Annotated in this window: 5 protein-coding genes; 2 read left to right on the top strand and 3 right to left on the bottom strand. The window is 45.2% G+C overall.

Translation table 11 applies throughout. The annotated features are described in order from the left end of the window. The first annotated feature begins 48 nt into the window (after positions 1-48). Both AC07VD_RS09790 and AC07VD_RS09795 read left to right on the top strand, forming a co-directional pair. Entirely contained in the window at positions 49-16,515 is a 16,467-nt protein-coding gene (locus AC07VD_RS09790) for a non-ribosomal peptide synthetase (protein ID WP_494721744.1), read from the top strand. Between the two features lie 14 nt (positions 16,516-16,529). Next, the gene (locus tag AC07VD_RS09795) at positions 16,530-24,164 is read left to right on the top strand and encodes a beta-ketoacyl synthase N-terminal-like domain-containing protein (protein WP_494721720.1); all 7,635 of its coding nucleotides are present in this window, start codon (positions 16,530-16,532) and stop codon (positions 24,162-24,164) included. Between the two features lie 44 nt (positions 24,165-24,208). On the opposite strand, the gene AC07VD_RS09800 is transcribed toward AC07VD_RS09795, so the two are convergent. The 3 genes from AC07VD_RS09800 to AC07VD_RS09810 all read right to left on the bottom strand — a co-directional run bounded on the left by AC07VD_RS09800 (position 24,209) and on the right by AC07VD_RS09810 (position 26,916). Then, complete coding sequence (locus AC07VD_RS09800; protein ID WP_217017835.1) at positions 24,209-25,426, bottom strand: cytochrome P450 family protein; 1,218 nt, start codon at positions 25,424-25,426, stop codon at positions 24,209-24,211. A 230-nt stretch (positions 25,427-25,656) separates the two neighbouring features. Further along, positions 25,657-26,013 carry a protein YmzB gene (ymzB, locus tag AC07VD_RS09805; protein WP_024572611.1) on the bottom strand — a complete coding sequence of 119 codons (357 nt, stop codon included), beginning with the start codon at positions 26,011-26,013 and terminating at the stop codon, positions 25,657-25,659. Positions 26,014-26,091: 78 nt separating this feature from the next. Beyond that, the gene (locus AC07VD_RS09810) at positions 26,092-26,916 is read right to left on the bottom strand and encodes an MBL fold metallo-hydrolase (RefSeq protein WP_217017837.1); all 825 of its coding nucleotides are present in this window, start codon (positions 26,914-26,916) and stop codon (positions 26,092-26,094) included. Positions 26,917-26,968: the final 52 nt, after the last annotated feature.

Consider the following 26,968-nt stretch of genomic DNA (forward strand, 5'->3'; position numbering starts at 1 on the left):
AGATCAGGAGAATTAACCATTTCTGAGGTGGAAGAACATCTTAAAGGCATGAAGCGGCAGTTGAAAAACCCGCTTTCAGAAGGGCAAAAAGGGCTGTGGATGCTTCAAAAAATGTCTCCTGAGATGAGTGCATATAATATTCCTTTATGCTTTCGCTTCAGCAAACCAATACATGCAGAGACGTTCAAGAAAGCCCTTCTGTTTGTACAGAGACAATATCCGATCTTAGCCAGTGTGATTCAAGAAGAAAATGGCATTCCATTTCAATCGGTTCAGTTATCAAAGGATCTTTATTTTGTGGAAGAGGATATATCAGCAATGAAATCAGCAGATATCTTTCCTTTTCTAAAAGAAAAAGCAAAAGAACCTTTCCAGTTGGAAGCTGGTCCGTTATGGCGCACACACCTTTTTCATCGGTTAGAAGAATGCATTGTTCTTATAACAATTCACCATATCATATTTGATGGTGTGTCGATGCTGACATTGATATCGGCGCTATTCGAAGCGTATCAACAATTGCTGAATGGGATTGAGCCCTTGCAGCAGCCATTAACAGCTGATTATTACGATTTTGTCGATTGGGAAAAACGGATGCTGACTGGCAGAGAAGGGGAAGAGCATCTCGCTTACTGGAAAGAACAGTTGTCTGGGAGTCTGCCAGTTCTTGATTTGCCTGCTGACCGTCCGCGGTCTTCATCACGAAAATTCAAGGGGCAAGCTTATAAAAGCTTGCTCCCCCATCACCTGAAAAATCAAATTAAATCGTTTGCCCGCACCAATCATGTGAATGAATCGGTTGTGTTTCTCTCCATTTACAAAGTGTTGCTGCATCATTATACAAAACAAAAGGATATCATTGTTGGCGTTCCGACAATGGGTCGGCAAGAAGACAGATTTGAAACCCTAATCGGTTATTTTATCAATATGATGGCTGTTCGGAGCAAGAATATCGGATCTCAGCCATTAACAGCATTTATTCGGGAACTGCAGCTGACAGTGGCTGACGGCCTGGATCATGCGGCGTTTCCGTTCCCTGCATTGGTAAGAGAGCTGAATGTAGACCGCTCGGCCGCGGATTCTCCGGTTTTTCAAACAGCTTTTCTGTACCAAAACTTTTTTCAGGCAACAGGCTTGCAAAAAGTGCTCGAACCGTATCAAACGCTTGGCATCGAATATATTGAAGACATTCGGCAAGAGGGTGAATTTGAGCTGGCGCTCGAAATATATGAGCAAGAAAATGAAACAGTGCTTCATCTTCTGTACAACCCTGATTTGTACGAACTGTCCTCCATTGAAAGCATGATGGAGAACTATATGAAGCTCGCGCAGCACATGATGGAGGACCCGTCTTTGCCGCTTGAAGCTTACTCTTTGCAATTAAATCAAGAACAAACTAGTTTGCTGGAACAATGGAATGCGACAGGGACAAACATCGCAAATGAAAAGTGTATACATGAGGTGTTTGAGGAAAAAGCGAAACAAACCCCCGATGCGGTTGCTTTGATGTTTGAAGACAGATCACTTACATATAAAGAAGTAGATGAAAAAAGCACATCTGTGGCAGTCTACCTTCAACATCAGGGTGTTGGACCTGAACAGCCCGTTGGCATTTGTGCAGAGCGTTCGTTTGATATGATCATCGGAATTTTAGGAATACTGAAAGCTGGCGGAGCGTATGTGCCGTTAGATCCAAGTTTTCCGCAAGAACGATTAGAGTACATGCTCAAAGACAGTCAGGCATCCATTGTCCTCACCCAACCTAACGTTCATGATAGGATCAGCGGATTAACTGGCAGCCATGTAAAAGCGATCAATATCGAGTTAGCTTGCCGAAACGGTTATACAGACCAGCAAAGCAGCGGTTTAAAGCGGGAAGTAAAACCGGAACACCTCGCTTATATTATTTATACATCGGGAAGCACCGGAGAGCCTAAAGGGGTTATGGTAGAGCATCGGAGCATTATGAATACCCTGAATTTTCTTGAATCTCACTATCCTGTAACGGCTGAGGATGCATATTTATTGAAGACGAACTATGTGTTTGATGTATCGATCTCAGAATTATTCGGATGGTTTATTGGAGACGGCCGTCTAGTGATTCTTCCGCCTAATGGGGAGAAATCACCGCAGCTTTGCATGGATTATATTGAAACATATAAAGTGACTCACATTAATTTTGTGCCGGCCATGCTGCATGTTTTTTTAGAAATGGCGAAAGACAACAAGCGATTCACAGAGGACGGTCCGCTGAAGTATATGATGGTTGCAGGTGAAGCCTTCCCTAAAGAATTAGTGAAAAAGGCGGTATCGCTCTTTAAAAACTGCCGTGTTGAAAATATATACGGACCGACGGAAGCCTCCATTTACGCTGCGTATTTCGGATGCGGAAAAGGAGATATCGCAAGTCACCATACACCGATTGGAAAGCCTGTTTCCAACACGAAAATTTATATTGTGGACCAGCATTTGAAGCCTGTCCCGATCGGAAAGCCTGGTGAGCTTTGCATCGCTGGAGCCGGCTTAGCAAGAGGCTACTTTAAAAAGCCGGGGCTTACGGCTGAAAAATTTATTGATAATCCCTTTGAACCAGGGACGAAGCTATATAAATCGGGTGATTCAGCAAGATGGCTTCCTGACGGCAACATAGAATACTTGGGACGGATTGACAGCCAAGTCAAAATACGCGGTTTTCGCGTCGAGCTGGGCGCAATAGAAACAAAGCTGGGTGAATTTCCGGGCATTTTAGATCAGGCGGTAGTGGTGAAGCAGCTTGAGGGCCATCAACAGCTCGCAGCTTATTATACAGAGGAAAGCGGACATGCCTCTGCCAATCCAAAAGATTTGCGCCTTCATCTAAAATCGAGTCTGCCCGAATATATGATACCTTCACACTTTATCCGCTTAGATGAGCTTCCATTATCGCCCAGCGGAAAAGTGAACCGTAAAGAATTACAAAAACGCGAGATCGTGTTCAAAAGAAGGAAACCAAATCACTTGCAATTAACGGAAATAGAGGATCAGGTGCTGCGCATTTGGGAGGAAACGCTCAAGGTCAGCGGATTTGGGCCGGAAGACGGATTTTTCGATGCGGGCGGCGATTCGCTTCTGGCTGTAGCTGTGGCTGAACGAATCAAAAAAGAATTCGATTGTGAGTTTCATGTTACTGAGCTGTTTGAGTTTTCCACGATCCGTGCAATCAGTGAATACATTTTGGAGATGAAAAACTCAGATCTAGCCTGGACACAAAATGAAGATCATTATGATATCAAAAAAGATAGAAAACACCTAGAACAGAAGATTCCCCCTTATTTTGATGACAGTGTTGCGATTGTGGGGATATCTTGCCAGTTCCCGGGTGCGAAAAATCATCATGACTTCTGGAACCACATCAAAGAAGGCAAAGAAAGCATACGATTCTTTTCTGAAGAAGAGCTTCGCGCAAATGGAGTTCCCGAAGAATTGATACAGCATCCTGACTATGTGCCTGTGCAATCTGTGATCGAAGGGAAAGACTTATTCGATCCCGGTTTCTTTCAAATCTCGCCAAAAGATGCTGAGTATATGGACCCTCAGCTCCGCCTCTTATTGCTGCACTCCTGGAAAGCGATTGAAGATGCAGGATATGTGGCTAAGGAGATTCCGGCAACAAGTGTATATATGTCTGCAAGCAGCAATTCATATAGAACGTTATTGCCGAAGGAGACAACAGAAGGACATGAATCACCGGATGGCTATGTCTCATGGGTTTTAGCCCAAAGCGGAACCATTCCCACAATGATCTCACATAAGCTCGGATTAAAAGGGCCAAGCTATTTTGTTCATTCTAACTGTTCTTCATCACTAGTCGGTTTATATCAAGCATACAAAAGCCTGACATCGGGCGAATCACAATATGCGCTTGTCGGAGGCGCAACATTGCACGCACAATCAGCGATCGGCTACGTGCACCAAAACGGGTTGAATTTTTCAAGCGACGGGCATGTGAAGGCGTTCGATGCTTCGGCGGACGGAATGGCCGGAGGTGAAGGCGTAGCAGTCATCCTGCTGAAAAAAGCTGTGGATGCCGTAAAAGACGGAGACCATATTTATGCCATTATGCGCGGAATAGGTATCAATAATGATGGGGCAGAGAAGGCAGGCTTCTATGCGCCTAGTGTAAAAGGTCAAACAGAAGTGATACAGCATGTATTGGATACAACCAAGATCCATCCTGAAACGGTCAGTTATATTGAAGCACACGGGACGGGAACGAAATTAGGCGATCCTATTGAAATGTCTGCTCTAAATAAAGTGTACAAGCAATACACCGACAAAACACAATTTTGCGGAATTGGTTCAGTGAAAACGAATATTGGCCATTTGGATACAGCTGCGGGGTTAGCCGGATGCATTAAAGTTGCGATGAGTTTATACCATAATGAACTTGCACCGACCATCAACTGTAAGGAGCCGAATCCGGATATAAAGTTTGAAAGCTCTCCTTTTTATGTTGTTCGTGAACGAAAATCGTTAGAGAAACACGCAGGTGTCCATCGGGCGGCTCTGAGCTCATTCGGCCTTGGCGGAACTAACGCCCATGCAATATTTGAGCAATATGAAAACATTTCTGATGCAGGTACCGAAAACGAAGGCAATCAGCCTTACATCATTCCTATATCAGCAAAAAATAGTGAACGGCTCCAAGTATACGCGAAGGAAATGCTGTCCTATATCAGTCAAGACGAGCAAAGGTATTTCTCTTTAAGAGATATTGCATATACCTTCCAAGTCGGCCGTGAAGCAATGGATAACAGGATCGTTTTTATAGTGAACGATCTGGAAGAATGGAAACATCAGCTGGAAGCTTTTGTGACTGGAAAGCCGCTCGCAGAAGGCTGTATTCAAGGAGAAAAAACGAGAATGACATCCGCTGAACAGCTGCTTGGAAATGCTGAAGCAGATGATATGGCTTCATCACGGATATCAAAAGAAGAATTGAGAAAGCTTGCCAAGATGTGGGCAAATGGTTTTCACGTTGAATGGCGCAGGCTCTATCCAAATACAAAGCCACGCCGCATCAGCTTGCCGACATACCCTTTTGCCGAAGAACGATACTGGCCTGAAAGCAGCACCGGCGCTATAACAACAATTGAACCATCTCGTTTGCATCCTTTGGTGCACCATAATACATCGGTTCTGTCAGAGCAGCGTTTCAGCTCCATTTTCACAGGACAAGAGTATTTTATTGCCGAGCATATCATTAAAGGCATGGCGATTTTGCCGGCGGCGGTCACGCTTGAAATGGCAAGAGCCGCTATAGAACAAGGAATTGGCGGATTGGAGGATCATGAAACTGGAATCAGGCTGAAAAATGTCGTGTGGGTTCGCCCGGTTGTAGCAGGAAGTGAGCCGGTTCAGGTAAATATCGGACTTTACGATGAAGATGGCGGACACATTGCTTATCGGATGTATGGTGAGCCGGAATCCGCTGATGCAGAACCAGTTGTATATAACCAAGGTATAGCGGAATTGATTCAGTTAAAGCGAGAAAAAGCACTGGATCTTTCTAAGATCAAGAAACAATGTGATCAAAGCAGAATGGATGCTGCCTCGTTTTATGAAGGGATGATCGGCGCCGATTACGGTCCAGGTTACAAGAGTGTAGAGGCCGTATATAAAGGTGACGGCCAGCTGCTTGCAAAATTATCACTGCCAGAATCTGTTGCACATACGTTGGGCGATTATGTTCTTCATCCAAGTGTAATGGACGGGGCGTTACAGGCGGCTGAATATTTGCAAAATGTCGTCAGAGCGGAACTTTCAGACACTGAAGACTTTAAGGCAGCACTGCCATTTGCCCTGGAGGAACTTGAGGTCTTTCGTCAGTGCGTTTCTGACATGTGGGTTTATGTTCAATTCAACTCGAAAAACAAACCAGGAGATTTGATACAGAAAGTCGATATTCACCTATGTGATGAGCATGGCATGATCTGTGTGCGGCTGAAAGGATTTTCGACGAGAGTGATGGAGGCAGATATACAAACCGAACCATCAAAAATCAACGCTGAAACTTTATTGCTTCAGCCCGTTTGGCAAGAACAAAAGGCTGCTGACGGCTTAGCTGCAAAAAAATATGCAGAGCATCTCGTGTTCCTCTGTGAATATGACAATGAGACGAGAGAACAGATTGAAGCAGCCATCGAGGATGTCCATGTATACAGCCTGGAAGCAAGGCCTTCTTCAGTAGATGGGCGTTTCCATTATTATACAGAACAAGTGTTTAAAAAGGTACAAGAGATCATTCGTACGAAACCGAAAGACGGCATTCTCGTTCAGATCGTGACCTCTGCCGAGGGAGAACAGCAATTGTTTTCAGGGTTGACAGGACTGCTGAAAACAGCTTGTCAGGAAAATGCCAAACTAACCGGCCAAATGATTGAAGTCAGCAGTGAAGAAAGTGGAGGAAGCATTGCTGGCAAACTGTTAGAAAATCAAATGAGCAGCGATTCATATGTCAAATATCAAAACGGGACACGGTATATTGCTGATTGGCGTGAAATCAAACAGGCAAAAGGAGACGGCAGCAAACCGTGGAAAGACAATGGCGTTTATCTCATTACAGGAGGTGCCGGCGGACTAGGTCATATTTTTGCAAAGGAAATTGCGGAACAAACGAAAAATGCGACAGTCATTCTGGCAGGCCGCTCACCTCTTAGCGAAAGCAAAAGCAAAAAGCTGGAAGAGCTTCATAGCAAGGGGGCTGACATCACCTACAGGCAAACAGATGTTACCAATAAAATTGAAGTCTATCAGCTCATTGACGACATTCAAAAAAGATATGGCCGTCTGAACGGTATTCTTCATAGTGCCGGAATCATCAAGGACAGCTACCTGGTTAATAAACAGGCAAAAGATCTGCACGATGTACTGGCGCCTAAAGTAAAAGGGCTTGTTTATCTAGACGAAGCGAGCAAGGATTTGCCTTTAGACTTCTTTATTCTTTTTTCATCTCTTTCAGGAAGTTTAGGGAGCATTGGCCAGTCTGACTATGCGGCAGCCAATGTATTTATGGATATGTATGCAGGCTATCGAAATCGGCTTGCCGACCTCAGCCAGCGGCATGGGAAGACGCTTTCTGTAAACTGGCCTTTATGGAGAGATGGAGGCATGCAGGTCGATCAAGAAACTGAGAAAAGGCTTGTACAACTGGCCGGTATTGTTCCTATGAGGGCGGAAAAAGGAATTCAGGCATTATATCAAGCACTTCATTCAGAGGCAAACCAAGTAATGGTGATCGAAGGCGATGTGCAGAAAATAAAACAAAACATGCTGGCAAAAAACGCCTCCGCACCTATGGAAAAGAAGGAAGCAGAACACATGACTGAACAAATAAATAGCATTGATACAGACAGTTTGCTGGATAAAGTAAAGGCGATGTTAAAGCGAGAGATCGCCAAGCTGTTAAAGGTCAAGCTTGAAACGATTGATGATCATGCCGAGATGACGGTGTATGGTTTTGATTCTATCTCCATGACTGAATTCACCAACCATATCAATCGCGCCTATCAGTTAGAGCTGACGCCAACCGTATTTTTTGACCACCCGACGATTCATGCGTTTGGCAAGCATTTGTCAGAAGAATATCAATCGGTATTTGCGAAGACATTTGCTGTGCGCGCTACATCGACTAAGATTCAGCCTGCTGCGAAACAGGAACAAGCCGTGCGTGCCAAAGCTAAAAGACGCAGAAAGCAGCAAGTCATGCTGCCAAACGCCATACAGAGTGATGCTGCGCCTGAGCCAATTGCCATTGTGGGCATAAGCGGGATTTTTCCTATGGCGAAAGATGTTGAGGCGTACTGGAACATCTTAAAAGAGGGCAAAGACTGCATGACGGAAATCCCGAAAGATCGCTGGGATTGGCGTGAATATGAAGGTGATCCGGCGAAGGAAGTCAATAAAACGAACGTGAAATGGGGCGGTTTTATTGACGGAATTGCAGATTTTGATCCATTATTCTTTGGCATTTCCCCGCGTGAAGCTGAACAAATGGAACCTCAGCAGCGCTTACTGCTGACTTACGCCTGGAAAGCGATCGAAGATGCAGGTTATTCGGCGAAAAGGTTGTCAGGCACAAAGACCGGCGTCTTCATCGGAACGGGAAATACAGGATACAGCTCTCTTCTATCTAAAGCGAACTCGGCAATAGAAGGATCAGCGGCAGCCAATACGAGCCCATCGGTCGGTCCGAACCGGGTCAGTTATTTCCTTAATCTGCATGGGCCGAGCGAACCGATTGATACAGCGTGCTCAAGTTCACTAGTGGCGATCCACCATGCCATCTCTTCAATTGAGGAAGGCACTTGTGACATGGCATTAGCCGGCGGTGTAAATACGATTATCCTTCCTGAGGTGTATATCAGCTTTGATAAGGCGGGAGCACTGAGCAAAGAAGGAAAATGCAAGACGTTTTCAAATCAAGCCGATGGTTTTGCGCATGGGGAAGGTGCCGGCATACTGTTCCTGAAAAAATTAAAAGCGGCTGAAGAAGCGGGAGACCACATTTACGGAGTCATAAAAGGCAGTGCAATCAATCACGGCGGCCGTGCAGCCTCTTTAACGACTCCCAATCCGAAGGCGCAGGCAGATGTTATTCAGTCGGCATATCAAAAAGCGGGAATCGATCCGAAAACCGTGACCTACATTGAAGCCCACGGAACCGGGACGGAGCTTGGAGACCCGGTTGAAATTAACGGTTTGAAATCAGCTTTTAAAGCATTGGGTGTAAATGAAGGAGACACATCAGCCAATCCTTACTGCGGTTTAGGTTCTGTAAAGACAAACATTGGCCACTTATCGCTGGCAGCCGGTGCAGCAGGAGTTATTAAAATATTATTGCAGCTTAAGCATAAAACCTTAGTGAAAAGTCTGCATTGCGAAACCGTGAATCCATACATTCAGCTGAAAAACAGTCCGTTCTATATCGTACGGGAAACGGAAGAATGGAAAGCGCTGAAAAATGAACGGGGAGAAGAGCTTCCTCGCCGGGCAGGTGTCAGTTCATTTGGAATCGGCGGGGTAAACGCCCACGTGATTATCGAGGAATATATTCCGGAAGCATCCGATGAGAATATACCATCCATCACGCCGGAACATCCGGGTATCTTCGTTTTATCGGCTAAAAATAAAGCGCGGCTAAAAGAACATGCACAGCAGCTGGCAGATGCGCTTGATAAGCAAACATATAGTGACGTAAATCTCGCCCGAATCGCTTATACACTGCAAGCCGGACGGGATGCGATGGAAGAACGTCTCGGGATTATTTCCGGTTCCATTGAGGATTTACAGCAAAAGTTAAAAGACTTTGCAGCGGAGAAAAACGGTGTGGAGGATGTATTTAAAGGCAGGATTGATAAAGGCACACTCCAAATGCTGACAGAGGACGAAGAGATTCAAGAAGCCGTCGAGAAATGGATGGAACGGGGAAAGTATGCAAAATTGCTTGAATTATGGGTAAAAGGGCTTGATGTAGACTGGACGAAATTGTATGGCGAGAATCTGCCAAAGCGCATCAGCTTGCCGACGTATCCTTTCGCAAAAGACCGTTATTGGATCTCTGATCATATTGAAAAAAGCGGCAGCATTGATGCAAATCAAGCAGCCTCCCGCCTTGGCGGAGCCGTGCTGCATCCATTAATGCATCAAAACACATCGAATTTCTCGGAACAAAGGTTTAGCTCTATTTATACGGGAGAAGAGTTTTTCCTTGCTGATCATGTTGTGAAAGGCCAACGGATTTTGCCGGGAGTGGCTCATCTTGAATTGGCGCGGGCAGCTGTTGAGCAGGCCGCAGAGGTACAAGGTGTACCGTGTACCATGAAGCTAAAGAATGCGGTGTGGGTGCGGCCTATTGTTGTAGAGGATCAGCCGCAGCAAGTACACATTAGGCTTTTACCGGGAGAAAATGGTGAGATCTCTTATGAAATCTATGGTCATTCAGACGTTACTGGCGAACAGTCAATCGTCTACAGTCAAGGCAGCGCGGTATTGAATCCTGCTGAAAGTCTGCCGGCGGTTGATTTGCAATCTATGCGGGAGCAGTGTCAGGAAAGCCATTTCAGCGTAAACGAAGTATACGACACCTATCGAATGATTGGATTTGAATATGGTCCTGCTTATCGCGGAGTGAAAAAAATCTATACAGCTGAACAATTTGTTTTGGCAAAATTGTCATTGCATCCGTCAGCTGCAGATACGCTCAGCCAATACAAAATGCACCCTGGGCTGATGGATTCTGCTTTGCAGGCGTCAAGCATTTTGACAGGCGCCGGGGATAACCAGCTGACACTGCCTTTTGCGGTCCAGGAGCTTGAAGTCTTCGGAGCATGTTCGTCAGAAATGTGGGTATACGCAAGATACAGCCAAGGCAGCAAGGCAACTGATAAGGTGCAAAAGCGCGATATTGATATTTTAGATGAGAGCGGCAATGTTTGCGTACGGATGAAAGGATTATCTTTCAGAGCAGCGGAAGGCGGCTCTGGATCGGCGGAATCTGATCAAACGCTGGAAACCCTGATGTTTGAAGAAAAATGGGTGCCTAAGGATTTTAAAAAAGAAATTCCTGAGCCTCATTACGAACGGCACATTGTCATGCTTTGCGACATGAATGGCCTCTCAAAAGATCGCATTGAATCAAGATTGACAGGAGCGGAATGCATCGTTTTGGAGTCATTCCGCGAAGGACTTGCAGAGAGGTTCCAAGATTATGCCGAACAAGCGCTTGAGACGGTCCAGGGTCTTCTCAAAAGCAGACCTCAGGGCAATGTTCTGATCCAGCTGCTTACCTCTGCACAAAGAAAGCAGTACTCATTCTCAGGGCTATCGGCGCTCCTTAAAACTGCCGGCTTGGAGAATAAAAAACTAATCGGCCAGACGATTGAAATCGATTCACATGAAAATATTGAAAGTATGATAGAAAAACTGAAAGAGAATAAAAGGCACACAGAAGATCAGCACATCAAATATGAAAAAGGCAAACGGTACATCAATGATCTGGATGAAATGCAAATAGATGATCGGGAAATAAGCATGCCATGGAGAGATAAAGGTGTATACCTCATCACGGGCGGCGCAGGAGGACTTGGGTTTATTTTTGCAAAAGAGATTGCTCGTCAAGCCGAACAGCCTGTGCTCATTCTGACAGGCAGATCCGAGTTGAATGCGGATCAGCAGGCGGAGCTTAACGAACTTCAGCAATTAGGGGCTCGCGCAGAATACAGGCAGGTTGACGTGACACAAACGGAAGCAGCCTCCGAGCTTATCACAAGCATTACGTCTGATTACGAAGACTTGAATGGTGTCATTCACACCGCTGGGCTGATTAAAGATAACTATCTTATGAGCAAAACCAATGAAGAGCTGACACAAGTTCTCGCTCCTAAGGTGAAAGGGCTTGTGAATGTGGATGAGGCAACCGAGCATCTTGCGTTAGATTTCTTTATCCTCTTTTCTTCAATATCAAGTGTTGCCGGCAGCGCGGGACAGGCCGATTATGCAATGGCTAATGCATTTATGGACAGTTATGCTGCTTATCGGAATGCGCTTGTAACCGCCATGTACAGGCACGGACAAACGTTGTCAATCAATTGGCCGCTCTGGAAAGAAGGCGGCATGCGCGCGAATAAAGAAATTGAAAACATGACGTTGAAAAACACAGGTGTGACTCCAATGCGGACCGAGACCGGCATTCAAGCGCTGTATAAAGCTTTGGCATTTGGCAAAGATCAAGTCATCGTCATGGAAGGAATCAAAGACATGATGAGGGAAAAGCTGACTCAAAAGCCGTCTTCTGATGATGTACCAATGAAAACAGTGCAAGTACCGGTGACATCTGAAGCAAGAATGGATCAAGGGAATATGTTTGACCACATTCAAGAAGTTTTAAAGCAAACAATCTCTCAATTGCTCAAAATCAAACCTGAAGAGATTGACCCGGACATGGAGTTTAATCAATATGGATTTGATTCGATTACGTTAACTGAATTCGCAAATACACTGAATGAGAAGTACAAGCTGGATCTTACGCCTACGATCTTCTTTGAGCACGCAACTGTTTATGCATTTGCAGGGTATCTGTCAGAAGAATATCCAAATGCTTTTACAGCTCAAACGCCTGCCAAAGCTGAGGTGCTGATGCAGCCTGTCGAACAGAATATAAAAAATATGACGTTTTCGACTGAAAACCGCTTTGTACAACCTTCGATAACACCAATGCAAAAGGAAGCTGATCACAAGCCTGAGCCTATTGCGATTGTTGGGATGAGCGGCGTTTTCCCAAAGGCAAAAGACGTTGAGGAATATTGGAAGAACCTGTCATCGGGCACAGATTGTATTACAGAGGTTCCAAAAGACCGCTGGGATTGGCAGGAGTATTACGGAGACCCTCTGAAAGAAGCGAATAAAACAAACGTCAAATGGGGCGGTTTTATTGATGAAGTAGCTGACTTTGATCCATTGTTCTTCGGCATATCTCCGCTGGAGGCTGAGCAGATGGAGCCTCAGCAGCGCCTGTTGATGACCTATGCGTGGAAGGCGGTAGAAGAAGCGGGACACTCAGCGAGAAGCCTGGCAGGAACCAAAACGGGCATCTTCATCGGGACAGGAAACACAGGGTACAGTTCACTTCTGTCAAATGTAGACATCGAAGGCTCAGCGGCTGCGAATATGAGTCCTTCTGCAGGACCGAATAGAGTCAGTTATTTCCTGAACATTCATGGACCGAGTGAACCGATCGACACTGCGTGCTCAAGCTCTTTGGTCGCCATTCATCATGCGGTTTGCGCCATTGAAAATGGAAACTGTGAAATGGCGATTGCGGGAGGGGTCAACACGGTCGTAACTCCGCAAGGCCATATCGCCTATGATAAAGCCGGGGCGCTGAGCAAAGAAGGAAGATGCAAAACATTTTCTGACAAAGCCGATGGATTCGCAGTCAGTGAAGGTGCCGGCATTCTCTTTCTGAAAAAGCTGACAGCGGCTGAACGAGACGGTGATCATATTTACGGTGTCATTAAAGGAAGTGCGGTAAACCACGGTGGCCGCGCAAATTCTCTAACGACTCCTAATCCGAAAGCTCAGGCGGATGTCGTAAAAACAGCATATGAAAAAGCGGGAATTGATCCAAGAACCGTAACTTATATTGAAGCGCATGGGACTGGAACCGAGCTGGGCGATCCAGTAGAAATCAACGGCTTAAAAGCGGCATTTAAAGAGCTGTATGAAAAAACGGGGGACCCGGCTGTTCATGGCAGCCATTGCGGACTTGGGTCAGCGAAAACAAACATCGGTCACTTATCGCTGGCGGCCGGTGTGGCGGGTGTCATTAAAGTGTTATTGCAGCTCAAGCATAAAACGCTTGTCAAAAGTCTGTACAGTGAAACTGTTAATCCATATATCAGACTGGATGACAGCCCGTTTTATATTGTGCAGGAATCGAGAGAGTGGCAGGCGCTTCGTGATGAAGCCGGCCAAGAGCTGCCGCGCCGCGCAGGTATCAGTTCGTTCGGGATAGGCGGCGTCAATGCCCACGTGGTCATTGAGGAATATATTCCGAAAGAAACAACCCATCCTGCAACAGCACCAGCTGTGACAGCACAGCACCCGGGCATCTTTATTTTGTCGGCAAAGGATGAAGATCGTCTGAAAGACCAAGCCCGGCAATTAGCAGACTTTATCAGCAAGCGATCTATCACTGCTCGTGACCTCACTGATATTGCTTATACACTCCAAGAGGGGCGTGATGCAATGGAGGAGAGACTAGGGATCATCGCTGTCTCGACTGGGGACTTGCTGGAAAAACTGAACCTCTTTATAGAAGGGGGCACCAATGCGAAGTACATGTACAGAGGCAGAGCAGAAAAAGGTATCACACAAACATTGAGATCAGATGACGAAGTACAGAAAACGCTCAACAATAGCTGGGAGCCTCACATATATGAAAGACTGCTTGATTTATGGGTAAAAGGCATGGAAATAGGCTGGAGTAAACTGTATGACGGCAAACAGCCGAAACGCATCAGCCTCCCTACCTATCCATTTGCGAAAGAACGCTACTGGATAACGGATACGAAAGAGGAGGCAGCCGCCCATCAAACAGCTTTAAAAACAGTCGAATCAGCAGCTTTGCATCCATTGATACATGTCAACACATCTGATTTGTCAGAGCAGCGTTTCAGCTCGGCCTTTACAGGTGCTGAGTTCTTTTTCGCCGATCATAAGGTGAAGGGAAAACCGGTTATGCCGGGGGTGGCATATCTTGAGATGGTTCATGCTGCCGTTATAAGGGCGGTAAGAGGAACCGAAGATCAACAATCTGTTATTCACATCAAAAATGTTGTGTGGGTGCAGCCGATTGTGGCGGACGGCCAGCCTGTTCAAGTGGATATCAGTCTAAATCCCCAGCAGGACGGCGAGATTGCTTTTAACGTCTATACAGAGGCTGCACACAATGATCGAAAGATACATTGTCAAGGCAGTGCTTCAATCCGCAGGGCAGGAGACATTCCAGTCCAGGATATCAGCGTGCTTCAAGACCAATGCAGTTTAAGCACACTCTCACACGACCAATGTTATGAATTGTTTAAGGCGATCGGCATTGACTACGGACCTGGTTTTCAAGGGATAGCTCGGCTTTACATCGGCCGCAATCAAGCCTTGGCAGAGCTTTCTCTGCCTGCTGGTGTAACTCACACACTGAATGAATTCGTTCTTCATCCAAGTATGGCCGATTCTGCTTTACAAGCGTCGATCGGGCTAAAGCTGAATTCCAGTGACGAGCAGCTTTCTCTGCCTTTTGCGCTGCAAGAGCTAGAAATATTCAGCCCGTGTACAAATAAAATGTGGGTGTCTGTGACATCTCGTCCTAATGAGGACAAAATACAGAGACTGGATATTGATTTGTGTGATGAACAAGGCCGAGTGTGTGTAAGAATCAAGGGGATTACCTCAAGGCTGCTGGAAGAAGGCATACAACCGCCAGACGGGCCGACATCACTAGGAAACTCCAAAGCAACTCTTAACGGAGCGCTTCTTATGGCGCCGATATGGGATCGAGTGCAGCTGGAGAAGAGGATCATTTCGCCTGCTGATGAGCGTGTTGTCATCCTCGGAGGGGATGACAACAGCAGAAAAGCTGTTCAAAGGCAGATCCCATTTGCCAAGGAGCTGTCCATTGAGCCGAACGCATCAATTCATAGAATTGCAGGACAGCTTGAAGCACTCGGATCGTTTGACCACATCGTGTGGATGTCTCCTTCTCGTGTGACAGAGTGCGAAGTCGGCGATGAAATGATTGAAGCCCAAGATCAAGGCGTCATTCAAATGTATAGGCTCATTAAGGCAATGCTTTCTTTAGGCTATGGACAGAAGGAGATAAGCTGGACGGTCGTGACGGTGAACACACAATATGTTGATCAGCATGATATTGTCGATCCGGTCGATGCCGGGGTGCACGGCCTGATCGGTTCAATGTCAAAAGAATATCCAAATTGGCAGATAAAGCTGATCGATGTTAAAAAATACGAAGACTTGCCGTTATCTCAACTCCTTTCCTTGCCTGCCGATCAAGAAGGGAATACGTGGGCCTATCGAGACAAGGTCTGGCATAAGCTTCGTTTGATTCCAGTACACAACAATCAACCGGTGCACACGAAGTATAAGCACGGAGGTGTTTATGTTGTCATAGGCGGAGCTGGCGGTATTGGTGAGGCGTGGAGTGAATATATGATCAGAACATATCAGGCGCAGATCGTTTGGATTGGCAGAAGGAAAAAGGATGCAGCCATTCAAAGCAAGCTGGACAGACTTGCACGTCTAGGGCCAGCCCCGTATTACATTCAAGCAGATGCGGCTAACCGAGAGGAATTAGAACGCGCGTATGAAACAATGAAACAAACGCATCGAGAAATCAACGGTGTCATTCATTCTGCGATTGTCTTACAAGACCGAAGCCTGATGAATATGAGTGAGGAATGTTTCAGAAACGTTCTTGCTGCAAAAGTTGATGTAAGCGTGCGAATGGCCCAAGTTTTCCGGCATGAACCACTGGATTTTGTTTTGTTTTTCTCTTCCGTACAATCGTTTGCAAGAGCTTCCGGACAAAGCAACTACGCTGCGGGCTGCAGTTTTAAGGATGCTTTTGCACAACGGCTTTCTCAAGTATGGCCTTGTACAGTGGCCGTGATGAATTGGAGTTATTGGGGAAGCATTGGTGTTGTTTCATCACCGGATTACCAGAAGAGAATGGCTCAGGCAGGCATAGGCTCAATTGAAGCCCCTGAAGCAATGGAAGCTTTGGAATTGCTGCTCGGGGGACCGTTGAAGCAGCTAGTGATGATGAAAATGGCAAACGAAACGAATGATGAAGCAGAACAGACAGAAGAAACGATTGAAGTGTACCCGGAAACTCACGGCTCAGCCATTCAAAAGCTGCGAAGCTATCACCCGGGTGACAGCACAAAGATTCAACAACTGTTATAGGAGGGGAAGCGCCAATGCTGAACACAGAAGACATTCTCTGTAAAATGCTTTTCGCACAATTACAGTCCATAGGGTTTTTCACAGAAAGTAAATCCCAGCCGGTATTGGAGAATTTCTATGGCAGATGGTTTGAAGAAAGCCAATCGATTTTAGAACGGCATCAATTTCTCAAGCTAACGGAGAACGGATATGTTCCAACACGCTCAATAGGCACCATGAGCGAGCTGTGGAAAGAATGGAATGAACAAAAATCTGACCTGCTTCAAGATCATAATATGAAAGCCATGGTGACATTGGTGGAGACAGCACTTAAAGCCTTGCCGGAGATTCTGACCGGCAAGGCGTCAGCCACCGATATCCTGTTTCCGAATTCATCTATGGATTTAGTAGAAGGGGTCTATAAAAACAATCAAGTCGCAGACTATTTTAATGATGTTCTTGCAGATACGTTAACAGCCTATCTGCAAGAACGTCTGAAGCAAGAGCCTGAGGCGAAGATTCGAATATTAGAAATCGGAGCCGGGACCGGCGGGACAAGCGCGTCTGTTTTTCAAAAATTGAAAGCATGGCAGACACATATAAAAGAATATTGTTATACAGATCTGTCTAAAGCTTTTTTAATGCATGCAGAAAATAAGTATGGTCCTGACAATCCATATTTGACATATAAACGATTTAATGTCGAGGAGCCGGCGTCTGAACAGCATATTGATGCGGGAGGCTACGACGCGGTCATCGCGGCAAATGTGCTTCATGCCACAAAAAATATCCGGCAGACATTGCGAAATGCAAAAGCAGTTTTGAAAAAAAACGGGCTGCTCCTTTTAAATGAAATAAGTGATCATAATATATACTCGCATTTGACGTTCGGCCTTTTGGAAGGCTGGTGGCTGTATGAGGACCCTGATCTTCGCATACCGGGCTGTCCGGGCCTGTATCCGGATACTTGGAAAACGGTGCTTGAGAGTGAAGGATTTCGCTATGTTTCCTTTATGGCTGAACAATCGCATCAGCTCGGCCAGCAGATCATTGCCGCTGAAAGTAACGGAGTCGTCCGTCAAAAGAAGAGAACGGAGGCAGAAGAAGATCCAAGCCATATACAAATGAATGCTGAAATCGATCATTCACAGGAAAGCGATTCTCTCATCGAACAAACGGCACAATTTGTGAAGCATACGCTGGCAAAATCAATCAAACTATCACCAGAACGTATTCACGAAGATACGACATTTGAGAAGTATGGAATTGATTCGATTTTGCAGGTGAATTTCATTCGTGAATTAGAAAAAGTGACGGGAGAGCTTCCAAAAACCATTTTATTTGAACATAACAACACAAAAGAACTCGTCGAATATTTAGTAAAGGGGCATGAAAATAAGCTCCGGACAGCATTGTTAAAGGAAAAAACGAAGCCTGCAAAAAATGAAGCTCCACTTCAAACAGAGCGTACAGATCCTAATAAGCCATTTACTTTTCATACACGCCGCTTTGTTACAGAGCAGGAAGTCACTGAAACTCAGCTAGCAAATACCGAACCACCAAAAAAAGAAAAGACAAGTAATTTGCAAGGAACACATTTTAATGATTCTAGTACAGAAGATATCGCAATAATCGGGGTAAGCGGGCGCTATCCGATGTCTAACAGTTTAGAAGAGCTTTGGGGGCATTTAATCGCCGGAGACAATTGTATTACAGAGGCACCGGAATCCAGATGGCGCACATCTTTATTGAAAACATTATCAAAAGATCCAAAAAAGCCGGCAAATAAGAAACGCTATGGCGGATTTTTACAAGATATAGAGGCATTTGACCATCAGCTTTTTGAGGTGGAGCAAAACCGGGTGATGGAAATGACACCGGAACTCCGTTTATGTTTAGAAACCGTCTGGGAAACGTTTGAGGACGGCGGCTATACGCGAACCCGGCTGGATAAATTGCGGGAAGATGACGGAGTAGGTGTTTTTATAGGGAATATGTATAACCAGTATTTTTGGAATATCCCATCTTTAGAGCAGGCAGTCCTCAGCTCAAATGGGGGAGACTGGCACATTGCAAATCGCGTTTCCCACTTTTTTAACCTGACCGGACCGAGTATCGCTGTCAGCTCAGCATGCTCTAGTTCATTAAACGCCATACATCTTGCGTGTGAAAGCCTGAAATTGAAAAACTGCTCAATGGCGATTGCTGGAGGCGTCAATTTAACACTCGATCTCTCTAAATATGATTCTTTGGAGCGTGCCAATCTGCTGGGAAGCGGCAATCAAAGCAAAAGTTTTGGCACCGGAAACGGGCTTATTCCCGGGGAAGGCGTCGGAGCTGTCCTGTTAAAACCGCTTTCGAAGGCGATGGAAGATCAGGATCATATTTACGCTGTGATCAAAAGCAGTTTTGCCAACCATAGCGGCGGAAGACAGATGTATACAGCTCCGGACCCGAAGCAGCAAGCAAAGTTAATTGTCAAGTCGATTCAGCAGTCGGGCATTGATCCAGAGACTATCGGCTATATTGAATCGGCGGCAAATGGTTCGGCGCTGGGCGATCCTATTGAAGTAATTGCCTTAACAAACGCGTTTCAACAATATACAAACAAGAAACAGTTTTGTGCGATAGGCTCTGTCAAATCCAATCTGGGGCATTTAGAGGCGGCTTCCGGTATTTCTCAGCTGACAAAAGTGCTGCTGCAGATGAAGAAAGGGACGATGGTGCCGACAATTAACGCGATGCCTGTCAATCCAAATATTAAGCTGGAACACACGGCTTTCTATCTTCAGGAACAAACAGAGCCATGGCATCGCTTGAATGATCCTGAAACTGGTAAACAATTGCCTCGCAGAAGCATGATCAATTCCTTCGGAGCGGGGGGAGCCTATGCCAATCTTATTATAGAAGAATATATGGAGACGGCCCCTGAGAAAGAACATATCGCTCTCCGCCAGCAGGAATTCACTGCCGTTTTTTCAGCCAAAACAAAATGGAGCCTGCTTAGCTATCTAGAAAATATGCAATTGTTTTTAGAGAAGGAAGCTTCTCTGGATATTGAACCCGTTGTACAGGCTTTACACAGGAGAAACCATAATTTAGAGCATAGGGCTGCATTTACAGTGACATCGACTCAAGAGCTGATCGAGAAACTAAAGGTGTTCCGAACATCAAGAGAAAGCTCACTCCAGCAAGGCATCTATACATCATTCGATTTACTGCCATGGCCGGAATCAGCATCTAAGGATAGAGAAATAAACGCAGCAGAGCAATGGGCACAAGGGGCATCGATTGCTTTTAAAGAAGCTGATATAGGGAACCGATCAGGCTGGATTCATCTGCCTCACTATGCATTTGACCATAATACATCATTTCATTTCGATGTATCGTCTATCAATGAGAAATCGTCAGATGTTGAAGACAATATCAATCAGCCGGTCATTCAAGATCAATTCACTTATGATGAGCCTTACGTTCAAGGACACGTCTTCAACAATGAACGGGTGCTTGTCGGTGCCACATATGGCAGTCTGGCCATTGAAGCATTTTTTAACCTGTTCCCTGAGGAAAACAGCGGCCGTATCAGCAAATTAAGTTATATCAGTCCAATTGTCATCAAACAAGGCGAGACCATTGAACTTCAGGCAAAGCCGCTGCAAAAAGATCAAGTCATAGAACTGCAAATCATGTATCGCGAGCCGTCCTCTGGTTTGTGGAAGCCTGCCGCAATCGGACAATGCGGAATCGGTTCTTTTGAGCCCAAAAAAGTCAATATCGAGAACGTTAAGCATTCATTAACTAAGCTTCATCACATCGATCAGATGTATAAAACCGGAAACGGTCCTGAATGGGGAGAGTTATTTAAGACAATTACTCATCTTTACAGAGATCACAAATCTATACTGGCAAAAATTTGCCTGCCCCAAAGCGGGCCGGCAAACGGGCACCATTACACTGTAAGCCCACTGATGACAAACAGCGCGTACTTGGCTATCCTCAGTTTCTTAGAGCAGTTTGACATGACAGGCGGCTTCCTGCCGTTTGGAATCAATGATATCCAGTTTACAAAGCAAACGATAAAAGAGGATTGCTGGCTTTTGATTACATTGGTTAAGAATACAGGTGACATGCTGCTGTTTGATGTAGATGTGATCAATGAGTCGTCAGAAACAGTGCTGCACTACTCGGGCTACTCGCTTAAACAGCTTCGTATTTCGAATCATAGAGGAAATCAAAATAAGGCCATCAAAGCCAGCAATCTGAAAGATCGTATCAGAAGCTATGTAACAGATAAACTGGCAGTAAACATGGCCGATCCGTCAAAATTGTCTCTTGCAAAAGCGCATATCATGGATTTTGGAATCGATTCTTCTCAATTGGTTGCACTGACAAGGGAGATGGAAGCAGAGACAAAGATCGAATTAAATCCGACTCTGTTTTTTGAATATCCGACTATTCAAGAGCTAATCGACTTTTTTGCGGACAAACATGAAGCATCATTTGCTCAGCTGTTTGGTGAAGCTCATCAGCAGGAAGAACGCTCAGCTCAAATCGAAAACCAAATGAAACAGATTCCGGCATACGAGTCGAACACGGATAAAACAATCGAACACGCGGCAGACGGCATAGCCATTATCGGCATGTCGGGACAGTTTCCGAAAGCAAACAGCGTAACGGAATTTTGGGATAACCTTATCCAAGGAAAGAACTGTGTCTCTGAAGTGCCGAAAGAACGCTGGGACTGGCGCAAATATGCCGCAGCCGATAAGGAAGGGCAATCAAGCCTTCAATGGGGCGGTTTTATAGAAGGAATAGGTGAGTTTGATCCCCTGTTTTTTGGCATATCGCCTAAAGAAGCGGCGAATATGGACCCACAGGAGTTTCTGCTTTTGATACATGCATGGAAGGCGATGGAAGATGCAGGCTTAACAGGGCAGGTTGTATCCAGCCGCCCGACAGGAGTATTTGTCGCAGCCGGCAATACGGATACAGCTGTGATTCCTTCCCTAATTCCAAACCGTATATCCTATGCACTTGATGTAAAAGGGCCAAGTGAATATTATGAAGCTGCCTGTTCCTCAGCTCTAGTGGCTTTGCACAGAGCTATACAATCCATTCGAAACGGCGAATGTGAGCAAGCCATTGTCGGGGCTGTGAATTTGCTGCTTTCACCAAAAGGCTTTATTGGCTTCGACTCAATGGGCTATTTGAGTGAGAAAGGACAGGCCAAATCCTTTCAAGCAGGTGCAAATGGCTTTGTCAGAAGTGAAGGAGCAGGAGTTCTCATCATTAAACCATTGCAAAAAGCCATTGAAGATTCTGATCATATTTATTCGGTTATTAAAGGTTCAGGTGTATCGCATGGCGGCAGGGGAATGTCACTTCACGCGCCAAATCCGGCCGGCATGAAGGATGCAATGCTGAAGGCTTATCAAGGAGCACAAATTGATCCCAAAACGGTGACCTATATAGAAGCGCATGGGATCGCCTCTCCATTGGCAGACGCGATAGAAATAGAGGTGTTAAAGTCTGGCTGCAGTCAGCTCGAATTGGAACTTCCACAGGAAGTACGGGAGGAAGCGCCATGTTATATCAGCAGCTTAAAGCCGAGCATCGGACACGGTGAACTCGTCTCAGGCATGGCTGCTCTTATGAAGGTCAGCATGGCGATGAAGCATCAAACAATACCAGGCCTATCCGGATTTTCGTCTTTGAATGACCAGGTGTCATTAAAGGGCACCCGTTTCCGAGTGACTGCCGAGAATCAGCAATGGGGGGATTTAAGTGACGCTGCAGGCAAAAAAGTTCCGCGCAGAGCGAGTATCAACAGCTATAGCTTTGGAGGCGTAAATGCGCACGTCATTTTAGAAGAATATATTCCTTTACCAAAACCACCGGTTAGTATGAGTGAGAATGGTGCCCACATTGTAGTTCTTTCTGCAAAGAATCAAGACAGGCTAAAAGCAATTGTTCAACAGCAGCTTGACTATCTGAATAAACAACAAGAACTGTCATTACAAGATTATGCTTATACACTCCAAACCGGCCGAGAGGAAATGGAAGACCGCCTGGCGCTCGTCGTCCGCAGTAAAGAAGAACTGGTAATCGGCTTGCAAGCCTGCTTAGCTGCGGAAAAAGGCGATAAGCCGAAGAGTTCTGTACCTGTCTTTAGCGGAAATGCAGAAAATGGCTCGTCAGATCTCGAAGCCTTGCTGGATGGTCCATTAAGAGAAATGGTGATCGAGACTTTGTTGTCTGAAAACAACCTTGAAAAGATCGCGTTTTGCTGGACAAAAGGGGTGCAAATCCCATGGGAAAAGCTTTATCAAGGAAAAGGTGCCCGCAGAATACCGTTGCCAACCTATCCATTTGAAAAGAGAAGCTGCTGGAACGGCTTTCAAGCAGTAGAGAATACGCCTTCTGTTTCACAGGATGAGCGTATCAACAACAGCAGCGATCATCACATATTAGCAAATGTACTAGGGATGGCTCCGGATGAACTGCAGCCTCATAAGCCATTGCAGCAGTATGGATTTGATTCAATTTCTTGCATACAGTTATTACAGCAATTGCAATCAAAGGTGGACCCTCTCATTGCCTTGACGGAGCTTCAAGCATGCCATACTGTTCAGGACATGATGGACTTGATCGCAAAGAAAAAGGAGGATACATCCTTACAAAATGATCAAGCTCGCACGTTTCCGGAATTGATACCGTTAAATGACGGCAAGCGGGGGCGCCCTGTCTTTTGGTTCCATGGCGGAGTAGGAGGAGTTGAAATCTATCAGCAATTTGCACAAAAGAGCCAGCGCCCTTTTTACGGCATTCAAGCCAGAGGATTCATGACTGATTCTGCTCCTTTGCACGGAATTGAACAAATGGCTTCCTATTATATAGAGATCATTCGATCCATACAGCCTGAAGGTCCTTATGATGTAGGCGGATATTCCTTAGGCGGGATGATTGCATATGAAGTCACTCGCCAGCTGCAAAGCCAAGGCCTTGCTGTCAAAAGCATGGTGATGATTGACTCCCCATATCGTTCTGAGACAAAAGAGAATGAGGCATCTATGAAAACGTCAATGCTGCAAACAATTAATACGATGCTGGCATCGATTGCGAAACGGGAAAAACTTACGGATGTTCTCATCAGCCGTGAAGAGGTGGACATAAGCTTAGAGGATGAAGAATTCCTGTCTGAGTTGATTGACTTGGCAAAAGAACGAGGGCTAAACAAACCAGATAAGCAAATACGTGCGCAGGCTCAGCAAATGATGAAAACACAGCGCGCCTATGATTTGGAGTCGTACACTGTTAAGCCTCTCCCTGATCCTGAGACGGTAAAATGTTATTATTTCCGCAACAAAAGCAGGTCTTTCTTTGGTGATTTAGACACTTATTTCACTTTATCAAATGAAAAAGAACCGTTTGATCAAGCTGCCTATTGGGAGGAATGGGAGCGGCAAATTCCCCATTTCCACCTGGTGGATGTCGATTCAAGCAACCACTTCATGATATTAACCGAACCGAAAGCGTCAACAGCCATGTTAGAATTTTGCGAAAAGCTTTATTCAAACAGGGGAGTAGTGAATGCGAATTTCCTTAAGGCTTTCCGGAAGAAACATGAAGCGAGGGAAGAAAAAGAAACAGATGAATTGGTGAAGCGCTGAGAAAACACAAACGCCCCCTCTTTTAAAAGGGGGCGTTTTGAATATTATTTTGAAAGTGAAACAGGGAGACTTTCTAATCCTCTTAAAAAGACATTTTTTCTCCATTGAATGTCATCAGGTGCAACCGCAAGTTCAATATCAGGAAATCTCTTCAAAAGTGCGTTAAATGCAATGTGGCCTTCCAGCCTGGCAAGAGGCGCTCCTAAGCAGAAATGAATGCCAAAACCGAAAGAAATATGTCTGTTAGGCGACCGATTTATATTTAATATTTCGGGGTTCTCAAAAAAATTCGGGTCGCGATTGGCCGATCCGATGCCTATAAAAATCATGTCTCCTCTTTTGATCGAATGCCCCTTATATGTAAAGTCTTCGATGGCCCACCGATTTGCCATCATAACGACAGGTGAGGTGTATCGCAGCAATTCTTCAACCGCTGTAGCGATCATTTCAGGCTGCTGCTTGAGCTTCTCACATTCCTTCTTGTGCTGCAGCAATGCGAGGGTGCCTGAGCCGAGTAAGTTAACAGTCGTCTCAAGGCCGGCTACAACGAGCAAGAACAGCATCGAATAGAGCTCTTTTTCGCTTAACTTGCTGCCGTTTTCCTCAGCATGCACAAGTTTGCTGATTAAATCGTCTTTTGGCTTTATCCTTCTGTCATGGATCAGCTTGGCGATATAATCTTTAAATTCACGAAGAGCCTGATTTGTCAGCTCTCTATTACCTTCAGAGGTATCAACCATCGCATTGGTCCAGATTTGAAACTGTGACCGATCTTCTTTTGGGATTCCCATCAATTCAGATATAACAATAAAAGGCAAAGGGGAAGCGAAGGATTTCATGATATCCGCTTTATTTTCATTTTCCATTTCATCTAAAAGCTGTTCAGCAATTTGTTCAATGCTGCCGCGCAGATTTTCAATGGTTCGGGGAGTAAATGCTTGATGAACAAGTGATCTCAGGCGGGTATGGTCAGGTGTGTCTTTTGCCAGCATATGATCGGATACAAAATCGATATCTTCACTAACGTTGAGCATTTTGATTTGTTCTTGGTTCATCACATTTTTTACGTCTCTTGTAATTCGATTGTCTTTTAAAAAGGCCATACAATCATCGTATCGGGTAATTAACCAGGCCGGATATGTGGCTCCGAACCGTTTTAATTCAAATCGGTGAATGGGCTCTTCCTCTCTAAATCGTCCTAAAACTGAAAAAGGATTGTGATGAAACTCTTTACCATGCGGATGAAACATCAATTTTTCCATTTGCATTCTCCTCGCCTAATAGGGTAAATAGATGAATCAAATTGCTGAACTAGTTTACAAAAAACAGAATGATTTGAAATGTAATCCTGTCTCTAAAACTATATATCTATTTTAGGAGTCATTCAATAGGGTGAAGAACGAAAAAAGTGAAAAAACGGCTCGATATAAAGCAGCGCCTTTGAACGAAAGCTCAAAGGCGCTACGCTGTATTATTTTGATGAAAGTGGCTTTCAGCTGTGCTGGATATCAATTGTATATACTGCACGATCTGTTACGACCTTCAATCCTTCGTTTTCTTGGTGAATATGAATTTCACCTAATAAAGGAATCTCATAGGCATTTTGCGGAAGCGGTACGTTTCCGTCCTCAGTGAATGTTGTTCCTTCGCCTTCTAAAACCAGCTCTTCTTTCGCAACATAATCATCAGGATGATTCGTACTGCGTATAGCCACTTTTTGAAGGTGGAGAACTATCTGATCCAAGTCTGATATCTCTTCATTATGGGTCAATTCACCTTTTCTAATATCAAGCGTCTGGCCGACTTTTGACTCCAGCCATTGAGAAAGCTGTGTATTCGTGTGTGCCATCAATATTCCTCCTTTTGATCTACACGATACTATTCCCAATTGCTGCATCTTTTACACGGAAAAGAGCCGCCTCACTCTTTATGTATGAAACAATTCGCTGTTGAGAGCCTTGATATAGCGTACGGCAGAACGCTGGACCGCTTCGCCGGCATTTTCTTTGACAACTTTAGAAAAAGCATTGTAAAGCCGGTTGAATTGAAGCGGTTTTACTTTGGCTGCTATTTCTTCAACTTTGGAGGCGGGAAGGGGAATGAGATTTGGGTAGCTGTACATAAAGCTGACCCAGTTTCGGTCCGCCGCAACCGTAATGATATCTCCGGTCAATAGACAGCCTTTCCCTTCATTGCCCTTGCTCCAATGCAAAACAGCACCGCCTTTAAAATGTCCGCCCAGTCGGTAAAGGTCCAGTCCCGGCTTCACGTTGAGCGTTTCCCCTGACCAGAAGTGAATGTGATTGCTTGGCCTTGTCACCCATTCTTTATCATCCTCATGGATATAGATCGGGGCCTGAAACGTTTCAGCCCACTCAACCTGAGTAGAGTAATAATGTGGATGAGACAAGGCGATGGCTTGAATACCGCCTAATTCGTTGATTTGGCCAATTGTCTTTTGGTCAAGATATGTCATGCAATCCCACAGCACATTGAAGCCCTTATGCTGGATAAGATGGGCTGTTTGTCCAATCGCAAACTCTGGTTCAGTTTTGATGCTGTAAAGATGCTCTTCTTCCTTTTTGAGGATGTTTTGAAGGTTTCCTTTCTCACGCATGTCTTCAAGGGTTGTCCAACTTTGTCCATCGGGATGAATATACTGCCTTTCATCCTCGCAAATCAGACACGAGTTGGGCGGATCTACAGTCTGTGCATGTTGCACACCGCATGTGTTGCAGATATAATATGGCACTTTCTTCAGTTCCTTCATCTATTTTCCATTATTTTACCTTATGATTATGAAT

It is taken from the genome of Bacillus sp. GW821-FHT01G09 (assembly GCF_059422205.1).

Bases quoted from the DNA above. Each gene is read 5' to 3' on its own strand.
- AC07VD_RS09790 (WP_494721744.1), top strand. From the start codon at position 49: ATGAAGCGGCAGTTGAAAAACCCGCTTTCAGAAGGGCAAAAAGGGCTG.
- AC07VD_RS09795 (WP_494721720.1), top strand. From the start codon at position 16,530: ATGCTGAACACAGAAGACATTCTCTGTAAAATGCTTTTCGCACAATTA.
- AC07VD_RS09800 (WP_217017835.1), bottom strand. From the start codon at position 25,426: ATGGAAAAATTGATGTTTCATCCGCATGGTAAAGAGTTTCATCACAAT.
- ymzB (WP_024572611.1), bottom strand. From the start codon at position 26,013: ATGGCACACACGAATACACAGCTTTCTCAATGGCTGGAGTCAAAAGTC.